This window comes from Bifidobacterium sp. B4079, from assembly GCF_026537385.1.
Classification (GTDB): domain Bacteria; phylum Actinomycetota; class Actinomycetes; order Actinomycetales; family Bifidobacteriaceae; genus Bombiscardovia; species Bombiscardovia asteroides_I.
In genome coordinates this window covers 23,193-46,954 of record NZ_JAFNMH010000003.1, presented here as the reverse complement: position 1 = coordinate 46,954, position 23,762 = coordinate 23,193, and the positions used below count along the sequence as shown (strand labels likewise).

General features: G+C 60.0%; 16 protein-coding genes. 4 read left to right on the top strand and 12 right to left on the bottom strand.

Annotated elements, in window-relative coordinates; genetic code table 11:
• The first annotated feature begins 294 nt into the window (after positions 1-294).
• From J3T95_RS06995 to J3T95_RS06985, 3 genes are all read left to right on the top strand, one after another.
• Positions 295-1,380 (top strand): DUF262 domain-containing protein, encoded by a 1,086-nt coding sequence (locus tag J3T95_RS06995; protein ID WP_267450912.1) that lies wholly within the window; start codon positions 295-297, stop codon positions 1,378-1,380.
• Positions 1,380-2,195: an MAE_28990/MAE_18760 family HEPN-like nuclease gene (locus J3T95_RS06990; protein WP_267450911.1), complete on the top strand. Its 816-nt coding sequence runs from the start codon at positions 1,380-1,382 to the stop codon at positions 2,193-2,195. The genes J3T95_RS06995 and J3T95_RS06990 overlap by 1 nt, the downstream gene beginning before the upstream one ends.
• A gap of 542 nt (positions 2,196-2,737) precedes the next feature.
• Entirely contained in the window at positions 2,738-4,396 is a 1,659-nt protein-coding gene (locus tag J3T95_RS06985; RefSeq protein WP_267450910.1) for a cellulase family glycosylhydrolase, read from the top strand.
• Positions 4,397-4,481: 85 nt separating this feature from the next.
• Here the strand turns inward: J3T95_RS06985 and J3T95_RS06980 are convergent, their stop codons facing one another.
• From J3T95_RS06980 to J3T95_RS06950, 7 genes are all read right to left on the bottom strand, one after another.
• The gene (locus tag J3T95_RS06980; protein WP_267450909.1) at positions 4,482-5,669 is read right to left on the bottom strand and encodes a glycoside hydrolase family 1 protein; all 1,188 of its coding nucleotides are present in this window, start codon (positions 5,667-5,669) and stop codon (positions 4,482-4,484) included.
• 241 nt (positions 5,670-5,910) lie between these two features.
• Entirely contained in the window at positions 5,911-9,576 is a 3,666-nt protein-coding gene (locus J3T95_RS06975) for a hypothetical protein (RefSeq protein WP_267450908.1), read from the bottom strand.
• A 42-nt stretch (positions 9,577-9,618) separates the two neighbouring features.
• Positions 9,619-10,512 carry an alpha/beta fold hydrolase gene (locus tag J3T95_RS06970; RefSeq protein ID WP_267450907.1) on the bottom strand — a complete coding sequence of 298 codons (894 nt, stop codon included), beginning with the start codon at positions 10,510-10,512 and terminating at the stop codon, positions 9,619-9,621.
• Between the two features lie 24 nt (positions 10,513-10,536).
• Complete coding sequence (locus tag J3T95_RS06965) at positions 10,537-12,207, bottom strand: ABC transporter ATP-binding protein (protein WP_267450906.1); 1,671 nt, start codon at positions 12,205-12,207, stop codon at positions 10,537-10,539.
• Positions 12,204-13,172 carry an ABC transporter permease gene (locus tag J3T95_RS06960; RefSeq protein ID WP_267450905.1) on the bottom strand — a complete coding sequence of 323 codons (969 nt, stop codon included), beginning with the start codon at positions 13,170-13,172 and terminating at the stop codon, positions 12,204-12,206. Before J3T95_RS06960 ends, J3T95_RS06965 begins: the two co-directional genes overlap by 4 nt.
• Positions 13,173-13,177: 5 nt before the next feature.
• Complete coding sequence (locus J3T95_RS06955; protein WP_267450904.1) at positions 13,178-14,158, bottom strand: ABC transporter permease; 981 nt, start codon at positions 14,156-14,158, stop codon at positions 13,178-13,180.
• An 83-nt stretch (positions 14,159-14,241) separates the two neighbouring features.
• The gene (locus J3T95_RS06950) at positions 14,242-15,888 is read right to left on the bottom strand and encodes an ABC transporter substrate-binding protein (RefSeq protein ID WP_267450903.1); all 1,647 of its coding nucleotides are present in this window, start codon (positions 15,886-15,888) and stop codon (positions 14,242-14,244) included.
• Positions 15,889-16,222: 334 nt separating this feature from the next.
• On the opposite strand from J3T95_RS06950, the gene J3T95_RS06945 reads away from it, so the two are divergent.
• Entirely contained in the window at positions 16,223-17,335 is a 1,113-nt protein-coding gene (locus J3T95_RS06945; protein ID WP_267450902.1) for a LacI family DNA-binding transcriptional regulator, read from the top strand.
• A 43-nt stretch (positions 17,336-17,378) separates the two neighbouring features.
• Here J3T95_RS06945 and J3T95_RS06940 read toward each other — a convergent pair whose 3' ends face one another.
• From J3T95_RS06940 to dnaK, 5 genes are all read right to left on the bottom strand, one after another.
• Complete coding sequence (locus J3T95_RS06940) at positions 17,379-19,073, bottom strand: DEAD/DEAH box helicase (protein WP_267451043.1); 1,695 nt, start codon at positions 19,071-19,073, stop codon at positions 17,379-17,381.
• 201 nt (positions 19,074-19,274) lie between these two features.
• The gene (locus tag J3T95_RS06935; RefSeq protein ID WP_267450901.1) at positions 19,275-19,805 is read right to left on the bottom strand and encodes a heat shock protein transcriptional repressor HspR; all 531 of its coding nucleotides are present in this window, start codon (positions 19,803-19,805) and stop codon (positions 19,275-19,277) included.
• Between the two features lie 52 nt (positions 19,806-19,857).
• Entirely contained in the window at positions 19,858-20,862 is a 1,005-nt protein-coding gene (locus J3T95_RS06930; protein WP_220236697.1) for a DnaJ C-terminal domain-containing protein, read from the bottom strand.
• Between the two features lie 146 nt (positions 20,863-21,008).
• Entirely contained in the window at positions 21,009-21,707 is a 699-nt protein-coding gene (gene grpE, locus J3T95_RS06925; RefSeq protein ID WP_267450900.1) for a nucleotide exchange factor GrpE, read from the bottom strand.
• Position 21,708: 1 nt separating this feature from the next.
• Positions 21,709-23,607, bottom strand: a complete 1,899-nt coding sequence (dnaK, locus tag J3T95_RS06920) for a molecular chaperone DnaK (RefSeq protein WP_220236695.1) — start codon at positions 23,605-23,607, stop codon at positions 21,709-21,711.
• Positions 23,608-23,762: the final 155 nt, after the last annotated feature.

Below are 23,762 nucleotides of genomic sequence, written 5' to 3'. Positions count from 1 at the left end.
CGGATGCCCCGAGGAAGATCGTGGTTGTTGCAGTTGTCAGTCCTATCACCAGAACGTTGACACATCAGTTCCATCAAGGCCGTTGGGGCATACTCAAGTCTCATTGGCAATAAATGGATTATTGCGTTCGTTACAAGCGGATTACCACTTCAATCCAAGGGACCATTCTTTAATTGCTGGACTGTAATGAAACACAGCAATTCCCCCATCAGCTATACCTGAGAACGGTGGACTCACTAGAAAGCTCGTAAGTTTAATATGGTCACATGTCAAGTACACTGCTAAAATCGGCATATGTCCAAAAAAAAGCTCAGTGATGATCAGTTACGCGCAATTGCAAAAGAGCATACTGTACGCACCCAACCAGTGACTTACGATATAGGGACACTGCTAAAAAAGATTGATGAGAAAGAAATAAAACTTGATCCCTTTTATCAAAGGCATTACAGGTGGGACGATGGGAAGTCATCCCGCCTTATTGAGAGTCTGATACTCAATATCCCCATTCCCTACATTTACCTTTCTAACGATATCGACATCGATACCGATGATGCTCAGAATGAATACTATTCTGTCATCGATGGTCAGCAGAGACTCACATCAATAAAGCGATATCTTGAAGATGATTTCCCTCTCAAAGGACTTGGGATTATCAAAGATCTCGAAGGACTTCGTTTTTCAGAGCTACCTGACTTCCTAAAACGCAGAATTAAGGATAGGGTCATCAACTGTTTACGAATCGACTCAACCGCTGATCCTACTGTAAAGTTCGATGTTTTTGAGAGGTTAAACACTGGATCAGTTCAACTCACAGCCCAAGAGCTAAGACACTCCACCTTTTCTGGCCCATTCTGCGACATGCTTAGCCAACTCTCAAAGGAGCCTCAATTTATAGACCTTACTCACTTCTCGTCCAAGAGAACAGGTAAAATGTACGATGCAGAGATTGTCCTGCGGTTCTTTGCACTGACTGGAGGCCGATATAAGACATATTCTCCTCTAATGTCCAATTTTTTGAATGCTTTTATGGAAAGAAATCAGCATGCTGATCAAACGACTTTAAGTAAGTACAAGGATCAATTCCTAACTTCCATGAACAGAATTCGTGAGGAACTTGGAGATTCACCATTCGCAAAATGGAAATTCAACAATAGATCTTGGGAATTGGCATCACGTTTTAACGCTGCAGTGTTTGACGCAGTGGTAATAGTAGATGATGAAATAGCCAGCAACCACTTAGCCTACGATGCGATTGCCCGCGATAATCTGAGAAATTTGTTCAATGAACAAAAATTTGTAAAAGTTGTAAGCGGATCAATTAACGATACAGCTGCTCTGCAGAGCAGAGTGGCTGCAGTAAGGAAAGCTGTGGAAGCATAATGTCGAATTTGGCTGACACTCTCCTACAGCTCAAGCAAAGAAGTCAGGAGATTTACGATTTGCTTAGCCTACCCCATGCTCTGTCTGTCTCTCCAGAGACAGACAGAGCATTGAGAAAATCGACATTCATGATGTTGTGCGCATACTTTGAAGGTGACTTTTTCGAAGCACTAAGAGCTATAATCCATGATATAAATGAAGATAACCGTTGGAACGCGCTACCTCATGAATTGAAGATCGCAACTCTCCAGTACTCTTACTTACAGAACTTACCGCATAGTGACAAAAAACAGGTAAATAAAAATTTAGTCGAAAAAATTTCGAAAAACTTTCTTGACAAACTAGTAAAGCAGGGTATCCAACTGCAGGTCGAAGAAGACTTTCTTGACGCGAAGAGTGGCCTTACGCCAAAGAATGTAAGCCAGTTCTGTGAAGATTTTGGGGTGAAGAATTTCTTAAATTCGCTTTATAGCTCGGAATATGAAGTTGTATTTGAGGGGGAATTCGCTTCCTCACGGCTCATGATAAAAAGAAAATTCAGCACACTTTATAGCGATACTTCGCGTTTTCCTTATAATATCCGTTTGACAGATACTGAAGGAACCGTCACAGATCATTCAATAACAGGGCAATCCTTATTCGACGATTTTTTGACAAATTTATCACAAAAGAGAAATCAGGTCATGCATGGAAGCATGGATGACGACTCCGTTCCTCTCGAACATGATATTGAAGATAATTTAATCAAAGTCGAAGCATTTACTCTTGCAGTTATCGACAAAATTGCCGCCCAGTTCTCCGATAGTTCAAAATAATAGGATAGTAGTCAAACCTCACAGAGATAATCTCACTACTGAAAAGAAGGAAAGCACTACACTTTAAGCGGAGAGTGTTACCACAAGCTAGGTAGCACACTATCTTTGTTGAAAGTTGAGTCATGCAAATTGATAGTCAAATTGACAATAGTAATGTACATGGTTTAGCGTGACATCATATAAATCGATTCCACAGCACAACAACATGGAAGAAACCGGAGTGACTTGGCATACTATGCCAAGTGGGCGGAATTACGGAGTGAGTCGGTACTAAGGCGATTCAGATCAACCTTTTTTAGGACAAATAAGACAGAGGTAAGAGAACGGGGTAATGTCCTGGTGGCGACTTCAACCACACTCACCGTTGAAAGATTGACGATGAACCCAGCAGCTTGCACAACCGCCTATGTCCAGACTGGGCTTCAGAAGGCGCAGGCCGGGCCTCAGGAGACCAAGACCTGGTCGGCTGCCGGACAGCAGCCACCTCGACAGTCAATCCGTCAAAAGCGGGGCTGACACCATCCCTCCAGTTCGCCAAGGAGATGGGCAGGGGTTGGAACCTGGGCAATTCCTTCGACGCGGTGGACACCAACTGGTCCTCCCCTGATCAGGGTGAACAGGCTTGGGGGAATCCCAAGGTGACGCCTGACCTGTTCAAGGCCGTCAAGGACAAGGGCTACACCAGCATCCGGATTCCAATGACCGTCTACCGGCGATACCAGGATCTGGGCTCGACCAACAAGGATGGCTACCGTTACCTGATCAATCAGGATTGGCTCAACCGGTATCGCCAGGTGGTCGACCAGGCGACCGGAATGGGGATGCACGTCCTGGTCAACATCCACCACGACTCCTGGATCTGGCTGAAGCAGTGGAATGGTCAGGTCGGAGCCAAGGAGGAAGTCATGTTCTCGGATTTCTGGAAACAGATAGCCCGGACCTTCGCCGATGAGTCGGACAAGGTGGCCTTCGAAACCATCAACGAGCCCCAGTTCAACACCTGGGACTACCCGTCCGCCCAGGAGAAGTTGGACAGATTGAACACGGAGGCGCGCACCATCATCCGCTCCGTGCCCGGCAACGAGCACCGCATGATCGTCATGCCCACCCCTTCTGCCACCCCTTCGGACGAGTACACCAATCATCTGGCCTCCCTGATCAAGGGCTTTAACGACCCGTACCTCGCGGCTACGGTCCACTACTACAGCGAGTGGCTCTACAGCGCCAACCTGGGGATCACCGGCTTCGACGAGAGGATAGGCACCGATAACCAGGGCCGCCCAACCACGGCCAGGACCTCGGCCGCCGCCACCTTCAAGACCATCCAAGACAACCTGACCAGTCAAGGCATCGGCACCGTGATTGGCGAGTACGGCCTCCTGGGCTATGACACAGGCAGCGACGTGCTCCAGGAGGGCGAAGAACTCAAGTACTATGACTACATGAACCAGATGGCCCGCCAAGACGGAATTGGGCTCATGCTCTGGGACAACGGTTCCATGATTTCACGTCAGGCCCCATATGGGTGGAAGAGTGCCCGGATTGGCGCCGAACTCCAGGCAGCAATGGGTGCTGCCTCCTCCTATGCTACGGGCTCCGACACTATTTATCTTGATTCCGGGGCTCAATCGGGTCTGACCATTCCCCTGACCCTGAACGGAAATTCCTTCAACTCGGTCAAGGGCCTCAAGGCCGGTTCCGATTACACCTACGGCGCATCCTCCCAGACGGTGACCCTGACCGCCTCCTACCTCAACCGGATCCTGTCGGCCCCTAAGGCACCCGCCTATGGTCAGCTGGCTGATCTGACCTTCACATTCACCGCCGGCGCCGACTGGCATGAGTATCTGGTGCGTGCCAGGCAGGCCGTCTCCTCGCCCGCCCTGGGCCAGCGCAGCGGAATCACACTCCCCATGGATTATGGGGGGAACACCGTCCGCAGGGTCTCCGCCAAGGAATACGGGCGGTCCGTCGGCCCCAACTCTTCCTGGTGGTCTTATCTCCAGGCCGGTTCCGCCTTCTCCAGCGACAGGAGGGCCGGCACCTTCACCCTGAGTGGAAACTTCTTCTCCGACCCCAGCGTGACCGATGGAGCCGTGGAAGTGACCATCGAGTTCTTCAACGGGTCCTCGATCGTCGTCCCAATGACCGTTTCATCTGGCTCCGTGCAGGCAGGAGCATCGCGCCCGGCCGACCAATAAAGGCAAGAGCAGTTTGTGGTGCAGCGCCCGGCCCCGGACCGATACGAAGTCGGTTCGGGGCCGGGCGTTCATGCTCGTGCCCGTATTAGCTTCGGGGATGGGTCAGGAGGCCGGATCTGGCCACCTGACCCAGCCAGGCCAAGGAGGGCTTGGGGTGACGCTCGAAGGTCTCATGGTCCACGGAGACCAGACCAAAGGTGGGTTTGTAGGATCCCCACTCGTAGTTGTCCAGGAGGGACCAGTGGAGGTAGCCCTCCACACGCACGCCCTCATCCATGGCCCGATGAAGGCCAACAAGGGCGCCGAAGGTGTAGTCGATCCTCCGACTGTCATCGGCTGTGGCGATTCCGTTTTCGGTGACCACAATGGGGGTGTGCTCGGCGGTCCGCCAGGTGTGGCGCACAGCCTCCCCCAGAGCGGCAGGGTAATACTCCCAGCCGGTCAGCGTCTTCTCCACATCCTCCGGCACTGGTCGGGGACCGTCGTGGCCGATGAAGGTGCGCAGGTAGGCCTGTACCCCTATGAAATCGTCACCTCGTGCAGCCTGGGTGAAAAAGTCCTCGCGAGGGTAGCGGTACTCCTCCATGTCCTGCTCACAGCCTGGCAGGGCCTGGAAATCCTGACAGGCAATGGTCCAACCGGACTTGATTGCCGGTCGGCGGGAGAGGATTGCCCGAGCCTTCCTGTGGGCCTTGACCAGGAATTCGGAGATGACAGGGTCGGGGGCAGGCAAGGAGGCGGCGGCCATGTCGCTGCCCTCCTGCCCCCCGTGGGTGAGAGCCACCATATTGGGTTCGTTGATCGTGCAGACCCAGGTGACACCTTCCAGAATGGGGATGACGTGCTCCACGTACCGGCCGAAGAGGTCTGCGGAGGCAGGATTGCGCCAGCCTCCTCGCCTGGCCAGCCAGCGGGGCAGGGTCATGTGGTTCAGGGTGACCATAGGAGTCACCCCGGCCTGGAGGCAGGCGTCGATCATGGCTCGGTAGTGCAGGAGCTGGGCCTGGGAGAAGAATCCTTCCTCAGGCTCCACCCTGGCCCACTCCACCGAGAAGCGGTAGGTGTTCAACCCGTTGCCGGCCAGGAGGGATATGTCCTCCGCATAACGGTTGTAGCTGTCGTCGGCATCCCCCGAAGGCTCGTTGAGGTCGCTGTCCGGCCGGTGCTCACGCTCCCACCAGTCTGCGTTGACATTGTTGCCCTCTATCTGGTGGGCAGCCGTGGCCGCCCCCCAGAGGAAGTCCTTCGGAAAGTTGTATGCAGGCGTTGGCATGTGAATGTACCTTCCTTCTTGGATTTGGTGGCGACCCCTGCCGGGATCGCCCTTTGAACCGGCCTGTCTGCACCTTCCAGACAGGGACGCCGGCTGTCCCTTGGCCAGATTGCGCGCACTTGCACTCCGAATGCAATTGAATCGCCCGGAAGCTCCCAACACTTTCGGACAGGCGGATTCCCCCTTACTCGATTCGATTGCCGGTAGGTGTACGACACCGTAGCAATGGAGGCGCCGGCACTTACTGTACAGTCTGTCCATCGATTGTGAGAAAGATGTCGATATGGGCGGCATCGGCCAACTGCCCCTGCGTCACATCCAACCCGCCCTTGCGGTAAGGCAGTTCCAGGATCCGGCCCTTAAGCCTGCGTCCATCAGCCTCAACCCTCAAGCGGCCCGAACCTGCATCCTCTGAGCCGGTGTCTCCTGGTGCAGCGACCGGCCCAGCAGCCACATGGTAGCGGATGGTGCGCGACTGGCCGAATAGGGTCATGGCCACCTCTAGGCCGTCATCTTCCTGGGACAGGACCGGGTCGAAGACAACCCGCCTATCGTGCAGCTGGAGGCCAAAGAGGTGCTGGACCACTTGTCGGCAGTAGATGCCGGGGCCGGAGGAATAGATCCTCCATCCTCCCCTCACACCTACGGGGTCCTTGGTCCCCACTTTGAGCCTCGACCATTGGGAGGCGGCCGTGTATCTGTCGGGGAAGTCGGCATCCGACGAAGCAAAGTAGCAGTTGCGCTGCCTGGGCTCGCTGGTTGTCAGGCGGCGAAACTGGCCCACCGGGCTGATTCTTAGGAGTTCCCGACCCAGGCGGGTCCTGCCCAGCAGGCCCAGGGCCTCCGTATAACGCACATGGGCGTGCGTATACATCAGACCAATCTCCCGGCCCACGTTGGCGGCCTGTTCGGCCCTCTTGAAGACCCTGGCCACTCCATCATGGAAGGAGGCCGGGCGGTCCATGAGCCTCACTCCGTCCGGATAATGGAGATTGCCTTCGATGATTCTCTCATGGTCCGCCGCCTGGTCAGGTGTGAGCAGGCCGGCGATGATGGAACGAGTCATGGGAATCAACCTGTACCGTATGCCTGTCCTGGCATCCGAGGGGTGTATGACCGGGCGGGGTTGGCCATCGACGAAGTTGACGTATCCGGCCAGGACCCCTTGGAAGATAAAGCTATCGGCGAACTCGGCCTTGATTCTGCCAGCCTCACCGGCAAAGCGGGAGGCCAGGTCGGTCCGGCCGGCAGCCTCCAGGAGCGGTTGCAATCCGCAGCAAGCTTGGTAGAGGAGGGCGATGGTCCATGTGGAGGCCATCTGTCTCTTCATAGACTCCTGGGCCGGCTGAAGGGTGTCGTCCCAGTCCCCCTCGCCATAGCAGAAGAGGTCAGTGCCCGGGACTCTATGCGACTGGATATAGTCCAGCGTCCGAGCGAGATGGTCGGCCACCGTAGGCAGGCCAGAGGAGGGGTGAAAGGCATCATCACGCCAGAAAGCCACAGGCTCATCCAGAAGGTCCGGCCTACCGCCCGCTTCGACGTACTCGGCCAGCGCCAGCAGGGGCCAGACCGGGATATCCCCGTGGGAATCGTGCCGGTAGAGGTCCACATACTGGTCGAACATAAACCACTGCGGCAGGGAGCCGTCGGGGTTCTGGTGGGCGAAGACCTTGAGGAGGATAGCCCTGGCCAGATCGTCATGGCCGAAGGTCAGGGCCAGTTCCAGGGGCCCCTGGCAGACGTCCCGTGTACCCCAGGCGGCGCCGCCGTACTGTTCCAGCCCATGGGGTGACAGAAAATGAACCAGGGCGTTCTGCACCAGCCAGGGCAGAAGGACATTGAATTCGGCGAATCTTCCCTCCCCTGCCACATGCAGACCCTGCATGAAGGAGGTCATGGCCAGGTAATGGGCATGGAGGATCTCCCTTTCGGAGGCGGCGGGGGCCGCATCGGGCGTGCTTTCCTCGCTTGCGCCGCCATCCATGGATCCGGCGATGGTGACGGACAGGGCCTGCCCCCCGTTCGACAGGAAGATGGCCATGGCCGGATCGGTGGCATGGACCCCTGCGCCTGGTTCGAAAAGGGGGCCGTCATCCCTGGCCCTTGCGTCGGGCGATGAGACGACATATTTCAGTTCCGGGCAACGTTCAGCCGCCGGGCTGCCCGGTGCAGGGGTAAAGGAAATGGACCCCCCCATCCCCCGAGTTGCATCGGCAGGAGCGAACTTCCGAAGCCAGGTGGACGGATCCTCCAGGCTGATCGTCAACAGGGCCCGGATCGGGCCATCGGCCTCCAGATGGATATCGATGGCGGCCCTGTCCAGGTGGGCGATGGTGGACACCGTCAGGGTCCGATCACCCAGACGATAGACCCAACGAGATCCGCCCAGATCCATGATGTAGGCCGAAGGAACACCCAAAAGGCGCCAGGCCCCGTCCACCTGGACCAGGATGCGGACCCCCCGTGAGCGCAGGAGGCCCAGACCGGTCTTCTGGACTGAAATCAGCCGGTTCATGTCGGTGTTGCCCAGGACCACCTGGGAGGCGAAGACGCCTCCGGCGTAGGTGGTGGCGGCCATGGTGGGCCGTGCCGGGTCGGTATCCGGGTTGCCGGACAGGAGAATCTGCCCGTGGGTGCGGGCCACCTCCAGTTCCTTGCGTGCGCTTACCACATGGCAGGCATCATCTCCGAAGTAAGAGAGCAGATGGCCTGTCTGGCCCGCCTCTGGCTGGAGGATGGGCCCTCCACCCAGTCGGCTGAACTCACCCTCAGGCAGGGGGTCGCCATTCAACAGTGAGGAAGAGATAAGGAGTGAGGTTGCCGACTCAGCCTGTGAGGCAGCGGGAGAGGCAGGCGAGGCGTCATGGTAACCGGTGGTGGACGGACCGCCATCGGCCTCGGTCTCGTCTGCCCCGCTCCGACTTTCTTCAGAGGCCTCTGCACAGGCAGCGCAGGCCTTGCCCAGGTCACCCCCGTAATCGGACAGTGCCGTGTTCCACACCTGCCAGGTGAGGCCTCCCCGGGTCAACGGCGCCCTAGGGGAGAGGAGGCAGGCCATGGCGAACTCATACTGGTCTACGCCCCCCTGGCCCCAGTCGGCATCGCCGAGGGCTGCAGGCTGACCGTCCAGACGGGCACCAAGCCCGTAAAAGTCGTAACCGTCGGTCATGAATGCCCTGCATCCCTGTGAGATTCCCGTAACGTACAAGGGGAGCCGAGGGGCGCAACCCATCGTCTGCCGGGCTGACAGGACGTTGCCACAATTGGGGACGTCCTGCACATGGTAAGCGACGTACTGGGAGATGTAGGGCTCGGCGCCGGCAGCCATGGCCGGCTCCACCAGGGCCAGATCCTGGGCGGAAACCAGGTCCCACAGATCGTCAGGCAAGATGGCGTCATCCCATTCCTGCCTCTCACTGCCAGCAGTCGAGCCACTCTGGTCAATCGTGACCGACACCTCCCAGGTCCAGGACGCTCCCCTGCCAGGCCCGCCGCTTTCGTCACCGAATGGAAGAGCCCGGGAAAGCTCAGGGGATATGGCGCTTGGAACAAGCCGAACCCGCCAGCGGATGCCCAGATCCCTCCCCTCCCAGGCGGGGCTGCCAGCTCCCGGATCGAAGAAGGCCCGGGAACCTGATCCGGTCAGTTGAATGGGGTCGATCCGCCCCTCCCGATGGCGGCGGAGCCAGAGACCGGCCAAGGGACGGTCATGGATGCCGGGCCTGAACTGGGTGACCTGGATGCCTCCTACATTGATCAGTGTCAGGTCCCCGTTGAAATTGAACAAAGCCGAGAAGTCCCCCCTCTCGACAGTCATGCCTTCGGGCCGCAGCATCCGGCCCCCGTCTCCCCCGCCGTCGTAGGCGCCCTGATCGGGAGATTTGCTGCGTGGAGTGTCTGTGTTCATCTTCTCCGCTTTCATTGCTAACAGGCTTGTTCCTGCTTAAGTTCACCGTCTGTCCTGCGCAGAAGCCCAGAAGTCGTCCAGAAGGGCCGCCGTCCCCTCAGGCCTGTCGATGTTGGGACAATGGCCGGCACCCGCAATCACCTCATAGCGGGCACCCAGCAGCCGGGCCATCCTGGCCTGCCAGTCCTGGGGCCAGGAGAAGTCGTCGTGCTCACCATGGAAAACCATCATGGGCAGGCCGGTGGCAGCCAGCTGTTCCGTCCTGTCATGCAGGTCAGCCAGCTGGTCTATGGCTCCGACGAGCTGGTCCTGGCTGGTCTGTTCTGCACGAAGGCGCTGGAATCTGTCTTGGGGATTCAGCTCATCGTCCGGCAGGCTGGCCTTGTCCGGGTTGTCCAGCCTCCACAAGTCCACGCCAGGGTGGTCCAAGAGTCGCTGACGCAGGTCTGCCTTCCGGCCCGGCCAACCGTGGGGGCCAGACGACATGAGGGTGAGGCTGGCAAAGAGGTCAGGTTCGGCCAGGAGGGCCGCCTGGGCCACCACCCCGCCGAAGCTGTGGCCTAGGAGATGGACCCGTTTGACCCCGGTGTGCTCGGTCAGGATACGGGCCACATCCACGGCATCACCGGCCGTGGACCGCCTGTCGTAGGCCTTCCTCCCCCGAGGGGCCACCGAGTCTGCCTGCCCTCTCTGCGAATAGGACCAGACGTCCCAACCATCCTCTCCCAGAATGGAGCTGATCCGGTAGAAGTCCTCCTTGGAACCAGTGAAGCCGGGGATCATCATGGCCGCTCCCCGCGCTCCCTTTACCCCCTTGGGGGCATGGAGGGCGGTCAGGTCGCCCACGGGGGCATGTATGACCATGGCCTCGATGTTCTCCGGCAGGGGTAAGTTCCCAAAGGGCACGCCCCCGTCCACGACATGGTGGGATATCATTGTTTCTCCCGTAGCTTTCCATCTTCAGGCCTGCGTGCGCAGGCTGGGGATGGCGTCGAGCAGCTTGATCGTGTAGTCGTTCTCAGGATGCTGGAGGACCTGGGCCGTCTGTCCCCGCTCCACCACTGTGCCCTTGTTGAGGACCATGATCGAATCGGTGATCAGTCGAGCCGACAGGAGGTCGTGGGTAATGTAGAGCATGCTCACGTTCAACCGGGCCCTCAGGTCGTCGAGGAGGGCCAGGATTCCGGCTCGCAGAGTCATGTCCAGCATGGAGACCGGTTCATCGGCCACCAGGACGTGAGGGTTGCTGGCCAGCGCCCGGGCTATGACCACCCTCTGGCGCTGCCCTCCCGACAACTGGTGGGGAAGTTTGGCGGCATACTGTTCCACGGGGGTCAAGCCCACCGTGTCCAGGAGTTCCAACATCCGCCTGCGGGCATCACCCCCCCTCAGATCCGTGTAATTGAAGATGGGCCTGGTCAGCGTGTACTCCACCGTGTGGAGAGGGTTGAGGGCCGCATAGGGATCTTGGAAGATCATCTGGATGTCGGAACGCAGGGACCTAAGATCCTTGCGCCGCTTCATCTGATCCACACGCCTGCCACCCAGGGTGATGTTGCCTGAGGTCGGCCTTTCCACACCAGTGAGCATTTTGGCTATCGTGGACTTGCCGGAACCGGATGCCCCCACCAGGGCCAAGGACTGGCCTGGGGAGAGAGTGAAGGAGACATTGTTGACGGCGGTCACCGAATCCTCACTCCGCTTGCGGGGAGGATAGATTTTGGAGACGCCGGTCACCGTGACCGTCATGTCTTCCTCATCGTCGGCCTGTGAGGGGGTTCCGCCAACCGAGCCGGAGGCGGCGGCCTCACCGCGCGGCTTCAAGCCGGGTACTGAAACGTGTTCGGCTCTGGGGTCACCATAATGGCTGAGGAGCATCTTGGTGTAGTCAGCCTGGGGATCGGTCAGAATCCGCTCACTGGGGGCATCCTCCACGATCCGCCCGTTGTGCATGACCAGAACCCTCTGGGTGGACTCGAGGACCACACCGAGATCGTGGCTGATGAGGATGGCGGTGAAGCCGTCCTGTCTCTGCAGCTCTCGGATGGTCCCCATCACCTCGTGTTGGACCAGGACGTCCAGGGCGGTGGTCGGCTCGTCAAAGACCATGAGCTTGGGCTCCAAGGCCAGAGCCAAGGATATGGAGACCCTCTGCCTCATGCCGCCCGACAGTTCGCCCGGATAGGCGCCGAGAACGGAGTCCTGCAGACCTACCTTCTCCACAAGCTGCTTGGAATGGGCCTCGTAATCCTTCTCCCCCACGTTCCCATGGGCCTTGTAGATGTCCACGAAGTGCTTGCGGACGGTCCGCACCGGGTTCAAGGCGTTCATGCCCGACTGGAGGACCATGGCGAATCCGCCGCACCGCTGTCTGCGGAGCTCCTCCTGGCTGAGGATGGTAATGTCCTTGCCCCCTAAGAGCACACGCCCCCTGCTGATCCGGGCCGGCGGCTTGGAGAGTCGCGTGACGGCGAAGCCCAAGGTGGACTTGCCCGACCCCGACTCCCCGACCAGACCCACGAATTCGCCCTGGTCCAGTGAAAAACTCACGTCCTTGACGGCCTTGACCGGTTCCTGGCCGAGGGTGTCATATTCGACGGACAGGTTTTCGACACGTAGCAGTTCCATCATGCCTTCCCTTCACGCAGACGGGGGTTGCTCAGGCGGTCCACACCGAAGTTGATGAAGGTCATGGAAACCGCCAGGAGGGCGACCATGAGACCGGGCGCCAGCAGGAGTGCCCACTGGCCGGTCAGGATCACATTGTTGTTCTGGGCCCAGTAGAGCATGGTTCCCCAGCTGACCGTGGTCGAGTCGCCCAGGCCCAGGAATTCCAGGCCTGCTTCCGACAGGGCGCCGGAGGTTGCCGCACCGAAGAAGTTGTTGATGATCAGGGAGAGCATGTTGGGGAAGATCTCATGAAAGATGATCCGCCAAGAGCTGTCCCCGCTGAAGGCCGCTGCAGTGACGAAGTCCCTGGAACGCAGGGACTGGGTCTGCGAGCGCAGGACCCGGGACCCCCAGGCCCACCCGGTCAAAACGATGACCAGTATGATCACGCTCATGCCTCCGTTCTGGAGGTAGGCGGCGATGATGATCATCAGGGGGAGGGAGGGGACGACCAGGAAGAGGTTGACGATGAAACCGACCAGCTCCCCGGCGAAGGAGCGGATGTAGCCCCAGCTCAGGCCCACCAACACGGCTATGCAGGTGGATAGGAGGCCGGAGACCATGGCCACCATGACGGAGATCCTCCCGCCACACAGAAGCTGAGAGAGGACGTCCTGCCCGTTGCTGGTGGTACCCAGCCAGTGCTGGGCGGAGGGTCCGATGCTGGCCTCGAAATCCCCGGCCTTGGGGTCATAGGGGCTGAGCCAAGGGGCGAACAGGGCCGAAAAGACGATCAGGGCCAACAGGACCAGGCCGAACCTGGCCTTGGGCACCTCCCAGACCGTCTTGAACCCCTTGCCTATCACCTCCAGGGCCCGAAGGACAGGGCTCTGGCCCCTGGCGGTACGGGCCTGCGGCCCCTGAGGGTCATTCCCATTCCCCTGTGCGGAAGTCTGCATCCCTGTGCTGACGATGCTGTTCGTCATCGCCCTCACCTCCTCGTCCTCGGGTCAAGGACCCCGTAAAGAATGTCCACGATGAAGTTGGCCACCAGCACGCTGATGGTGATCATCAGGAAGATGGCCTGCATCAGGGGATAGTCCTGGTTGGTCACAGCCTGGTAAAGGAGGAGGCCGACCCCTGGATAGTTGAAGACCTGCTCGACCAAGAGGGAGCCGCCGACCACGCCGCCCAGGACCAGGCCAAAGGAGGTCAGATTGGGAAGGAGGGCGTTCCTGGCCGCGTACTTGAGCATGACCGTCCGCTGGCGCAGGCCGTTGGCTTCGGCGAAGGTGACGTAGTCATCACCCAATGTGTTGATCATGGTGTTGCGCATGCCCATCACATAGCTGCCCAGGGAGGTCAGCAGGATGGTCAGTGCCGGCAGTATGGAGTGCCCCACGGCGTCAGATATGAAGTCCATCGAGAAGTTGGGCATCGCGGTGGACGAGTAGGCGCCGGAGGTCGGGAAGAGGCCGGCCTTGTAACCGAGGAAGAAGAGGAGCATGAGAGCCAGCCAGAAGGAGGGGAAGGCCGAGAGGAAGGAGCTGGATATCGTACCCGTCACATCCACGGCGGTTCCCCGCCTCCAAGCCATCAGAGCCCCGAGTGCAGTCCCGGTGATGAAGGAGATGATCGTGACCAGCCCCACCAGTGTCAGGGTCCATGGAAGGGCTGCCCCCACCAAATCCGATACGTTCTGCGGGAAATTACTGTACGAGACGCCGAAGTTCAGGTGGACCACATCCCCCAGATACTGCCAGTACTGGCTGAGCAGGTTGCCCTTGGGCATGCCCAGCTGGGCCTCTATGGAGGCCCTGACTTCAGGGGTGACTGGCCCGTTCTGGGACAATTTGGCTATGGCCGCGTCGGCAGGTGATCCAGGCATCATTCTGGGCAGTATGAAGTTGACGGTTATAGCCGCCCAGAGGGTAACGAAGAATAGACCAATTTTCCCGAAAAAATATCGCACGTGACGACCTTTCATCCGTCAGGGCCGGGAGGGCGGCCCTGCAGGCCAGCCCGATCTCCTCCTGCCCTGATGGGCACGGCCTCTCAGGCCTTCTTGATATGGGTGACCACCATGAGAACCGACTGGGTCCAGGTGCTGGGTGAGGTGTAGGGGTCGCCTTCACTGGGCCAACCCGTGTAGTTCCGAGTGCTGAACAGGCCCCAGAGACCGCCGTAGAAAAGACCGATCACAGGCACATCGTCGTAGACGATCTGCTGGAGCTGGTCGACTATGGCCTTCTGGGACTTCTCGTCGGCCGCCTGCTTGAGCTGGGCCAAAAGCTCATCAGCCTTAGGGTTCTTGTAGCGCTCGAAGTTGGCGTTGGCCGACTGACCTACAGGAACCGCGAATTCACTGTTGAGCAGGCCGTTGTAGTCCTGGAAGACGCTGCCGGTACCTCCGAAGGAGGAGATCAGGAGGTCATAGTCGCCGTTATTCTGCGCCTGTGTGTATGCGGCGGGCTGGGGCTGGGCGAGCTTGACGGCTATGCCCAGCCTGGTCAGTTGGCCCTGCATGGTCTGCACGCCGCGCAGCCAGTCGGTGTAGCCGCTGGGCACGGTGATGTTGACCTCGAGCTGCTTGCCGTTGGAGTCCACCAACTGGTCACCCTGCTTCTTGTAGCCGGCCTTGGCGAAGTACTCCAGAGACTGGGCCTCATCCTGGGAAACCTTTCCCTTGTTGGGGATGGAATCATTGATCCACTTGTCATGGTTGGGCAGAATGAGGCCGGTCTGGGTAGCACCGTCCACATAGCCCTCCTCGGCATCCTTGGCGATCTTGTCACGGTCGAGGGCATAGCTGAGGCCCTTGCGGAAGTTCACGTCGTTGAAAGGGACCTTGGTCAGGTTGGGGTAGAGGGAGACCGTGCCCCCCGGGGGGAACCAGTAGTGGTTGTGCCGCTTGTCGGCTCCCACCCAGGTCTTGTCCACGTTGTTGATGAAGGAGTAGGCCCAGTCATACTTTTTGTTGACCAGGTCCAACTGCTTGTTGGATGCGGGCAAGACGATAGTGTCAGCCGCAACCTTACCGGCCTGCCAGTAGTCCTTGTTCTTCGTCAGGGTGTACTGGTTGGGCTTGAAGGTGCCCAACTTATAAGGGCCAGTCCCGACGGGGTTCTCATTGGTCCACTTAAGAGGGTCCTTCACACCCTTCCAGATGTGCTCCGGGACGATGTTCTGCTGGCTGACGATTGAAACCGCGGGCACATCGTTGTCCTTGAAACGGAAAGTCACCCTGGAGCCCGAGGCCTCAAGGGAGGAGATGTGTTGCCAGACCCCCAGGGAGTCCATGGCCGCATCCTTCTTGACCAGGTTGAAAGTGAAGACCACGTCCTGCGCCGAGAAGGGCTTGCCGTCGTTCCACTTGACTCCGTCACGAATCTGGAATTCGACCGTCTTGGGGTCCACGATCTTATGCTCGCTGGCCAGGAAGGGGGTTGAGGTCCCATCGAGGCTGTTGACCACCTCGAGGGGCTCGTAGATGAAGTTGATACCTATCCTCTTGCTGGTCGAGAATGGGTTGAAGTTACGGGTGAATGTTGGGTTGCCGCTATCGCCGCCAAAGAGAATCTGACTGTCTGCAGCAGCCTGCTGCGTTGCTCCGGGCTTGCCTCCGCACGCCCCTAGTCCCAGGAGAGTGGCCCCTGCAACCAGTGTTGCGAGAATCCTCACCGCCACTGTTTTTCGTCTCATATGTCTCCTTTGTCCGCATTGACATTCACGGGCCAAATCCGTCCTCTACCATCGGGGTGCAGTCGGCGCGTGCATACACGGGTGGGCTCCCGGAGCGGCACGACATCCTTTGACCGGGCCGGATCAGCCATCGTAGCCACTAGTGTATGCGCTTACATTCAAATGTGCAAATCAGCTTCCATCAGGAACTTTTAAGCGAGATTTTCCTTTATTTACTTATGTGATTACTCATATCGTCAGATGAAAAGCATATATGTTAGCGCTACCAAATGTCGCGATCGGTTGCACGTTTCAATGATATGCTGTATGGGATGCATGAAAGGAGGGAAAGCGGATGGCAAGGAAACCGACCGTCTACGATGTCGCCCGCGAGGCCGGCGTATCCATAGCCACCGTCTCCAGGGTCCTGCGCACCCCGGAGAGGGTGAGGCCCCAGACCAGACAGACCGTGCTCAAGGCCATAAATCTCCTGGGCTACCTCCCCAGCGGCAGCGCACGGAGCCTGGCCGCCCGGCGGACCGACACCATAGGCCTCTTCCTACCCAACATTGACCTATTGGACCAGATCGGCGACTTCGAACTGGTCAACGAGGATGCCGCCGATATAGTCGTCGACCCACCCCACGACCAGAAAGACAATACGGATTCCCTCTACTTCGACGAGGTATTAAGGGGGTGCGAACTGGAGTCCTGGCGGCAGGGCCTCAGCCTCATGGTCAGCATCGGCCTAAGGGGGAAAGGTGACGACATCCCCCAGCTGATCAACAGCATGTCGGAAAAGGTGGATGGCCTGATTGTCCTGGCAAGGTCCGTGCCTGACAGCGTCCTGGCCTTCCTGCGCAAACGCCTGCCCGTTGTCATGATCGCCAATGCCCCGTTCAACCAGGAAAGCGAATTCGATCTGGTCCGCGTGAGCAACCGCAAGGGTATGTACACCCTGGTCAGGCACCTGTTCGAGAAACACCAGGTGGAGCGGATGGCTTACATGGCGGGCATGGATGATTCTCCAGACGACGGCAAACGATACGAAGGGTTCTGTGAGGGTCTGCGGTCAGAAGGGCTGGAACCCTCGGCCGCGCCAATTTACAGGGGACAATTCTCCCAGTCCGTCGCCTATCAGATCGCCGCCAGCCTGGTCAAGCAGGGCACCCTCCCCCAGGCCATGGTGTGTGCCAACGACCAGATGGGGCTTGGGGTACTGAGAGCCCTGTCTGATGCGGGTATAAGCGTTCCCGGTCAGGTCATCGTCACCGGGTTCGACGGAATCAAGGAGGCCTCCGTCTCCCAGCCCCGCCTGACCACGGTCCGTCAGCCCATGGTCGATCTGGGCCGAGCCGCCGTCTCCACCCTGGTCAGGCGCCTGAACTCGCCGGAGGAACCGCCCATTTCTACTGAACTCCCCGTGAAGGTCGAACTCCGGGAGAGTTGCGAAGGGACCATGGTCTGACCCATGCGGTCTGACAGCCCCGCCAACGGATCGGCGGGAGCGGTCAGTGGGACTTGGCCTGGCGGAAGGGATTGTCGTCCCGCCTCCGTCTGCCTCCCCTGTGTCTGTGACCGCCGTTGCGGTAGTCGCGACCGCCGTCGTCGAAACGACCGCCATCGCGGCGATCTCGCCCACGAGCCCCGGCCGCACGGCCCCGATTGCCTCTGCCTCGGTGGCCACCGGCGTGGACGGCATGGTTGGAGTCGGCATGGCCGTGCCGTCTACGCCCGTCGAATGGGCGATCCTCGTCAAGCCCGTCGGCCCGCTTGAGACGGGGATTCCTCCCATCGCCGTCACGGTCCCGGCCAGAGCCCTTCGGCCGCCTGCCGAACCGATCGTACTTCTGCCTCCTACGGGCGGGCCCGCCGGACCGACGACCACGGGAACCGGCCTTCTTACCGTCCTGTGATCCTCGGCTCTGGGCCATGGCGGCCTCCAAGGACCAGCCCTCAACCAGGGGGGCGTGAGGTCCCACAAGGTCACCCACCTCCTGGGAGTTGGCCGTGACCCCGACCGGCTTAGCGTCTATGTGGGCCATACGCAGCATTCGCCGGGTATCTCGCCGCTGATTGGGCAGGACGACCGTCACCACATCGCCAGAGTGGCCGGCCCTTGCCGTGCGGCCGGAACGGTGGAGGAAAGACTTGCAGTCGGCCGGAGGATCCACCTGGACCACCAAGTCAACCCCGCTGACATCCATACCTCTGGCCGCCACATCGGTGGCCACCATGACCCGGACCAGACCTTCCGAGAAGGCCTTGAGGTTGCGATCGCGCTGGTTTTGAGAGAGGTTTCCATGCAGCTGGGCAGCCGGAATGCCGTTATCGATCAGGTTCTTGGCCAACTTCTTGGCTTGGAACTTGGTCCTGGTGAACAGGATCCTCTTGCCCTGCCCCGCAGCCAGCGTGCGGACCAGGTCGTGCTTGGCGGCCTGTGTGGTCTCGAAGATGTGGTGAGTCATCAGATCCACATGCTGGGTGGCGGAATCCACCTCGTGAATCTTGGGATCCTTGAGGAAACGCTTGACCACGGCATCCACACCGTGATCCAAGGTGGCCGAGAAGAGCATGCGTTGACCGCCCGGACGAACCTGGGCCAGAATCCGCTCCACAGCGGGCAAGAAGCCCATATCGGCCATCTCGTCGGCCTCGTCCAGCACGGCGATCTCCACATCCTCCAGGCTGAGCTTGTGCTGGCGAAGCAAGTCCTCCAGGCGACCCGGGCAGGCCACCACAATCTTGGCCCCGCGCCGAAGGGCATCGACCTGACGGCCCTGGCCTACCCCGCCGTAAACGGTGCAGGTCCGCATGCCGTAGGCCTGAGCCAGCGGATTGAGAACCTCATCGATCTGATTAGCCAGTTCGCGGGTAGGAGCCAAGACAAGACCGCGCGGGTGGGGCAGACTGCCTGGACTAGCACCACCTCCGCGGCCATGACGGGCACGTCCTCCCTCGCCGGCAGCCAGTCGAGCCACCAGAGGAATGCTGAAGGCCAGGGTCTTGCCGGAACCGGTCCGGCCCCGTCCCAGAATGTCGCGGCCAGCCAGAGCATCAGGCAGGGTGTCCCGTTGAATGGGGAAGGCACTGGTCTTGCCATCCTTGCGCAGGACGCGAACCAAGGGCTCAGGCACCCCCAGCTGGCCAAAAGTCATAGGTTCTACGGCAGAATGATCGGAATTGGACGAATCGGAATCGGACATGGATGAATCAGTCACAATGACCTTTCACAACAGGGAAGAAACGGTACTGTCGGTCGACAGTTCGCAGGCCGCGTGCAAAGCAGAGAATGACGAATTTCGCGCAAGCGGTTTCCCCGTACTCAAAGCATTCAGGCGACGATCGGCCGCAACGCTCGGGCGAGCGGCCAACCCGTACAACATAGCACAGGCCCCTCACCTGCCTCAGGAGCGTACGCTCCAGACGATCAGCGATTTGGAATCAGTCGGATCAGCCTCGTCATGCGTCGTGTCCTGCCGCCAGAGCCGGGCCCTGCTGGACCGCCTGACTTCGACAACCCGGCCATCGGCAGCGGCGGCGAACATGCTGGACCCCTGTGACTGGCGCAAGCGCCTCAGCTGGCGCCTCAGCTGGCGATTCTCTTCGGCCAGGGCAAGGATCCTGGTCACACCGGCCAGGTTGATGGACTCGTCCTGGCTCAAATGCTGGGCCTGGCCCAACCGGTCCAGATCCCGCAGGGAGTATCGGCGCGCACCCCCCTCGGTCCGTTCCGGCACGATCAGACCCAGCCGATCATATTGGCGCAGGGTCTGCGGATGGATGTTAGCCAACTGTCCGACCTGGCCGACGCTGAAGACCGGCAGCTCAATGTCCAAGCCGACATCGTCGGCAGCATCTAGGCTGACGCGCCCGGCCACCAGGCCGCGAGCGCAGGCCAGATAGATCCGCCTGGTCTCTGGATCCACCCTGACCATGATCATCGCTCCTCTCCGCTGGTCGTTCCACCTCGATCCGGCATCCGGATCGTCATATCTTCATGCGCTCCCCAGCAATCTGCTCGTCAAAGTCTCCACTGGATTTGGCAAAGTCACGCATGGCCTTCTTCTGGGCCAAGCTCAACCGACCGGGCATGCGAATCTCAAGCCGGCCCACCAAGTCGCCCTTGCCGCGCCGGTCCTGAACTCCCTTGCCAGCGATGCGAATCTCATCCCCGCTGGAGGAGCCAGCCGGGATCTTGAACGTGACGACCTGGTCGTCGATGTCCCGGGCCTGGACCTTGGCCCCCAGGGCAGCCTCAGAGACGGTCACTGGCAGGGCCATGACCAGATCCCTGTCCTTCATAGTGAACCTCTGGCTGGGCTGGACGCTGATCTGCAGGTAGAGATCGCCATTTGCGCCTCCGTCCCTGCCGGGCCGACCCTTGCCGGCCAGCCTGATCCGCTGGCCGTTGCGCACCCCGGCGGGAATATGCGTCTTGAAGCGCTTGCCACCCACGCTCAGGGAGACCGTTGCCCCCTTGACCGCCTGACGGAAAGACAAGCCAATGCGTGAGTTGCGATCCTCGCCCTTGACGGGTCTGGGCCTGCTCTCCCGGTAGGTGGTCCGGCCACCACCGCCGGCGCCTCCTCCGAAGGAGGAGAAGATGTCAGCGAAGTCCGGCTGTCCCGAACCATTGCCGAAGCGTATCCGGGTGCCATTCGGCGCCCCGGCCCCACCGAACATGGAACCGAAGATGTCCGAGAATGCATCAGTGTTGAAGCCACCCTGGCCGGAGCCTCCGGCGAACCGGGCTCCACCCATGCCAAACTGGCGAATGGCATCGTACTTCTGGCGCTGCTCCTTGTTGCTGAGCACGTCGTAGGCCTCGGAGATGTCCTTGAACTTCTCCTCGGCCTCTTTGGTCTTATTGAGATCGGGATGGTATTTGCGGGCAAGCTTGCGGTAGGCCTTGGTGATCTCCGCTTCGCTGGCGTCCTTGGAGACACCAAGGACCTTGTAATAGTCCTTGCTCAGCCATTCATTCTCAGCCATCCATGTCTCCTTTCCTCATAAGCTACGAATATATTGAATTGGAATCCGCCCCTTCGCATGCGGCGGCGGGCGGGACCATGCCCACCCAGCCGCCGCATGCGAAGGCGTCGATTCAGCCTGCGGAAGGTCCGCAATTACCGTCCCTGCTACTGCCCGGGCGAGGTCACCACCACCCTGGCTGCCCGGATCACCCGGTCGCCGATCCGGTAGCCTGCCTCGACAACCGTGTCAACAGTCTCTTTCTTGGCCTCGGGATCCGGCTTGTGCAGGATGGCCTCATGCTTGGTGGGATCGAAGTCTTCGCCTTTTTCACCGAACTTCTCAACGCCGAACTTCTCGAAGGTCTTGTCGATCTTCTTGGCCACGGCTTGGAAGGAGTCGTCCATCTGCCCATGCTCCTTGATCCGGTCGATGTCGTCAAGGGCCGGGAGAAGGGCGGTCAGCACATCCACGATGCCGTGCTGGCGGAAGATGTCCTGCTCCTTCTTGGCGCGGTTGCGGAAGTTGACGAACTCGGCCCGCTCGCGCTGAAGGGCCTCCAGATAATCGGCAGCCTCCTTCTTGGCCTGGCCCAGAGGAGTCAGCCCACCCGATCCCTTGTCAGCATCCGTCTTGTCATCGGCCTGAGCATCTGCTGACGGCCCGTCCTTGGCGGAGTCCGGCGAGGTCTGGCCGGCCGCCTGGCTCTCGTCTGCTGCGCTCTTGTCGGCGTGACGTCCGCGAGCCGCTTCTTGGTCGGGCGCCGAGGCGGCGTCAGAGGACTTGGCCTCGTTTCCGCCCGGTTCGCCGGCGGCGGCCGGGTCGCCCTTCAGCGGCCCGGCATCATCCTTATCTAAGGCCGACATGTCACTCGCCGTCCTTCTTCTTGTCGTCGTCGTCCACGACCTCTGCATCCACCACGTCGTCATCGGCGGACGAAGAGGAGCCTGCACCCGAGGCAGCACCGGCGGCACCTGCAGCGCCCTGAGCGCCTGCACCATCAGTGGAGCCCTGCTGGGCGTAGAGGGCCTGCCCGATCTTCTGGGCAGAGGTCATCAGCTCGCTCTGGGCGTTCTTGATCTTGTCGATGTCCTCGCCCTTCAGAGCCTCTTTCAGAGCGTTGACCTTGTCGGTGACCTCCTTGGCCACCTCGTCGGAGATCTTGTCCTTGTTGTCGTTGACCAGCTTCTCGGTCTGGTAGGCGGCGGACTCGGCGGCGTTGCGTGTGTCGGCATCCTCACGACGCTGCTTGTCCTCGGCCTCGTGGGCCTCGGCCTCCTTGACCATGCGGTCGATCTCGTCCTTGGGCAGGGCGGAACCGCCGGTGATGGTCATGGACTGCTCCTTGCCGGTGCCCTTGTCCTTGGCGGAGACGTGCACGATGCCGTTGGCGTCGATGTCGAAGGTGACCTCGATCTGAGGAACGCCACGCGGAGCCGGAGCGATGCCGGTCAACTCGAAGGTCCCCAGGGGCTTGTTGTCACGGGCGAACTCACGCTCGCCCTGATAGACCTGGATCAGCACGGAGGGCTGGTTGTCCTCGGCGGTCGAGAAGACCTCGGACCGCTTGGTGGGGATGGCGGTGTTGCGGTCGATCAGCTTGGTCATGATGCCGCCCTTGGTCTCGATGCCCAGGGAAAGCGGGGTCACGTCGATCAGCAGCACGTCCTTGCGGTCGCCCTTGATGACGCCGGACTGCACGGCAGCGCCGACAGCCACAACCTCATCGGGGTTGACGGTCTGGTTGGCTTCCTTGCCGCCGGTCAGTTCCTTGACCAGGTCCTTGACGGCGGGCATACGGGTGGAGCCGCCGACCAGCACCACATGATCGATGTCCTGAACCGAAATGCCGGCATCGTGCAGCACGTTGTTGAAGGGCGTGCGGCAGCGGCCCAACAGGTCGGAGGTCATCTCTTCGAAGTGCGCCCGGGTCAGGGTCTCGTCCAGGTGGACTGGGGTCCCGTCGGGGGTCATGGCCAGGTACTGCATGGAAATGCTGGTGGACGAGGAGGAGCTCAGCTCCTTCTTGGCCTGCTCAGCAGCCTCCTTGAGCCGCTGCAGGGCGATCTTGTCCTTGGACAGATCCACGTTGTACTTGTTCTTGACCTCGCTGACCAGCCAGTCGATGATCTTCTGATCCCAGTCATCGCCGCCCAGCTTGTTGTCGCCGTTGGTGGCCTGGACCTGGATGGTGGAGAAGCCATCGTCATCCTTGCCGATCTCCAGCAGGGAGACATCGAAGGTGCCGCCGCCCAGATCGAAGACCAGGATGCGCTCATCCTCCTTGCCCTTCTCCAGACCGTAGGCCAGAGCTGCAGCGGTGGGCTCGTTGATGATACGCAGGACGTTCAGACCGGCGATCTTGCCGGCATCCTTGGTGGCCTGGCGCTGAGCGTCGTTGAAGTATGCAGGGCAGGTGATGACCGCGTCGGTGACGGGCTCGCCCAGGTAGGACTCGGCGTCCCTCTTGAGCTTCATGAGGATCTGGGCCGAAATCTCCTGCGGGGTCCACTTCTTGCCGTCGATCTCGACGGACCAGTCGGTGCCCATGTGGCGCTTGACCGAGCTGATGGTCCGGTCCACGTTGGTGACCGCCTGGCGCTTGGCCACTTCGCCGACCAGAATCTCGCCGGACTTGCTGAATGCCACCACCGACGGCGTGGTCCGCGCGCCCTCAGCGTTGACGATTACCGTGGGCTCGCCGCCCTCAAGGGTTGCAATGCAGGAATTGGTGGTTCCCAGATCGATGCCAACTGCACGTGCCATACTCGTTACCTCCTGATGAAATGGGGCGTAGGGTCTGACCCCGCACCTCGACGTTCACGTTCTCCGCTCGCGCTTCGTTCGTGGCCCCGATGGCCGACTTCCGTCGTCCCGGGCAAGCAGCCATCATGACCACTCCGAAACTTGAGCCTACATCA

Coding starts and splice junctions, on each gene's coding strand:
- J3T95_RS06995 (WP_267450912.1), top strand. CDS start 295: ATGTCCAAAAAAAAGCTCAGTGATGATCAGTTACGCGCAATTGCAAAA.
- J3T95_RS06990 (WP_267450911.1), top strand. CDS start 1,380: ATGTCGAATTTGGCTGACACTCTCCTACAGCTCAAGCAAAGAAGTCAG.
- J3T95_RS06985 (WP_267450910.1), top strand. CDS start 2,738: ATGGGCAGGGGTTGGAACCTGGGCAATTCCTTCGACGCGGTGGACACC.
- J3T95_RS06980 (WP_267450909.1), bottom strand. CDS start 5,669: ATGCCAACGCCTGCATACAACTTTCCGAAGGACTTCCTCTGGGGGGCG.
- J3T95_RS06975 (WP_267450908.1), bottom strand. CDS start 9,576: ATGAACACAGACACTCCACGCAGCAAATCTCCCGATCAGGGCGCCTAC.
- J3T95_RS06970 (WP_267450907.1), bottom strand. CDS start 10,512: ATGATATCCCACCATGTCGTGGACGGGGGCGTGCCCTTTGGGAACTTA.
- J3T95_RS06965 (WP_267450906.1), bottom strand. CDS start 12,207: ATGATGGAACTGCTACGTGTCGAAAACCTGTCCGTCGAATATGACACC.
- J3T95_RS06960 (WP_267450905.1), bottom strand. CDS start 13,172: ATGACGAACAGCATCGTCAGCACAGGGATGCAGACTTCCGCACAGGGG.
- J3T95_RS06950 (WP_267450903.1), bottom strand. CDS start 15,888: ATGAGACGAAAAACAGTGGCGGTGAGGATTCTCGCAACACTGGTTGCA.
- J3T95_RS06945 (WP_267450902.1), top strand. CDS start 16,223: ATGGCAAGGAAACCGACCGTCTACGATGTCGCCCGCGAGGCCGGCGTA.
- J3T95_RS06940 (WP_267451043.1), bottom strand. CDS start 19,073: ATGTCCGATTCCGATTCGTCCAATTCCGATCATTCTGCCGTAGAACCT.
- J3T95_RS06935 (WP_267450901.1), bottom strand. CDS start 19,805: ATGGTCAGGGTGGATCCAGAGACCAGGCGGATCTATCTGGCCTGCGCT.
- J3T95_RS06930 (WP_220236697.1), bottom strand. CDS start 20,862: ATGGCTGAGAATGAATGGCTGAGCAAGGACTATTACAAGGTCCTTGGT.
- grpE (WP_267450900.1), bottom strand. CDS start 21,707: ATGTCGGCCTTAGATAAGGATGATGCCGGGCCGCTGAAGGGCGACCCG.
- dnaK (WP_220236695.1), bottom strand. CDS start 23,607: ATGGCACGTGCAGTTGGCATCGATCTGGGAACCACCAATTCCTGCATT.